The 1,624-nt window shown below is 80.2% G+C and carries 2 protein-coding genes; both read left to right on the forward strand.

Annotation, left to right across the window (positions count from 1 at the left end; genetic code table 11):
• The coding region (locus MLV88_RS23785) for a PD-(D/E)XK nuclease family protein (RefSeq protein ID WP_243338819.1) at nt 1–1,031 on the forward strand (1,031 nt) is incomplete at its 5' end.
• The coding region (locus MLV88_RS23790; RefSeq protein ID WP_243338820.1) for a UvrD-helicase domain-containing protein at nt 1,028–1,624 on the forward strand (597 nt) is incomplete at its 3' end. The genes MLV88_RS23785 and MLV88_RS23790, both read left to right, overlap by 4 nt.

Consider the following 1,624-nt stretch of genomic DNA (forward strand, 5'->3'; position numbering starts at 1 on the left):
TGGAGGCGTCGCGGCTCGGGGCGCTCCGCGCGCGGCGGCCGGCGCCGCACGCGGGGGCGGTCGGCGGGCCGCTCGCGGGCGCCCTGCGCGCCGCGCTCCCCGCCGAGTGGTCGCCCACGCAGCTCGAGACGTACGCGCGGTGCCCGTTCCGCCTGTTCCTCCAGCTCGGGGCCCGCCTGCCGGACCCGGCGACCGGCGACCTCGACCAGGAACCGCGCGACGAGGGGAGCCTGCTGCACGCGGCGCTCGAGCGGTTCGTCGAGGCGAGGCTCGCGCGCCGGGCGTGGCCGCCCGCCGGGGACGCGGCCGACGTGGCCGAGGCGCACGCCGTGGCGGAGTCGGTGTTCGCGCGCTTCGAGGCGGAGGGCAGGACCGGCGATCCGGCGGTCTGGTCGGCGCGCCGCGAGGCGGTGCTCGCGCGCCTCGCGCGCGTGGTGCTGGCGGAGGCGCGCGATCACGACGGGCTCGTCCCGGCGCTCCTCGAGCACCGCTTCGGCGGGAGGTCGGAGCGGCCGCCGCTCGAGGTGCGCGCCGGCGCAGAGACCGTGCTGCTGCAGGGGCGGATCGACCGCGTCGACGCGTCCGGCGACCGGCTCCTCGTCGTCGACTACAAGAACGCGCGCCACGCGACGGCCTACGCCGAGCTGCTCGACCCGGAGGCGATGGGCGTCACGAGCTTCCAGGTGCCGGCGTACCTCGCCGCCGCGGCGCGCGACCTGCCCGGCCGCGAGCACCTCGAGGCCGCCTACGCGCTCCTCCGGAAGGCGGCGCGCACGGAGCCGTTCGCCACGGACGCTGCGGATCCGGTCCTCTCGCTCTCCGCCCCGGAGGGCGCGGAGCGAGCCGGTACGGAGGGCGCCGGCGGGGCGGGCCCGCGCGGCTTCGCGGCGGGCGTGGTCGAGGTCGTGCGGCGGATCCGGGCGGGCGAGTTCCCCATCGCGCCGCGGACCTGCGAGGGCTGCCCGTACGGCGCGGTGTGCCGCGCCGAAGGCAGCGCGGGCGAGCCGGACGACGCGGGGGGTGGCTCGTGAGCGGCCCCATCGTGTTCGGCCCGGCGGCGACGGCGCTCTTCCGGCTCGAGGCGCCGACCGCCGTGTCGGCGGGCGCGGGCTCCGGGAAGACCACCGCGCTCGTCGAGCTGTGCGCGCGCCTCCTCTCGGGCGAGGCGCTCGGGACGCCCTGCGCGCCCGCCGAGATCGCCGCGATCACCTTCACGGAGAAAGCGGCCGAGGAGCTCTCGCAGCGGCTGCGCGGCGCGGTGGCGGAGCGCGCGCGCGCGGCGTCCGCGAACGGCGCGGGCTCCGCGGACGCGCAGGCGTGGCAGGAGCGGCTCCACGGGCTCGACCGGCTCCCGGCCGGCACGATCCACGGGTTCTGCGGGAGGCTCCTGCGGGAGCACGCGCCCGAGGCGGGCCTCGACCCGGAGTTCTCGATCGCCGACGAGGACCGCGCGTCCTCCTGGCTCGCGGGCGCCGCCCGCGCGGCCACCATCGCCGCGCTGGACGCGGGCCGGCCGGCCGCGCGGGCGCTCGCCGCGGGGCTCGGGGCGGCCGGATCGCGGGGCGGGCTCGCGGGCGCGGTGGCGGAGCTCGTCCGGGCGCGCGCGACGCGCGGCGACGTCGGC

This window comes from Anaeromyxobacter soli, from assembly GCF_022808855.1.
GTDB classification, from domain to species: Bacteria; Myxococcota; Myxococcia; order Myxococcales; family Anaeromyxobacteraceae; genus Anaeromyxobacter; species Anaeromyxobacter soli.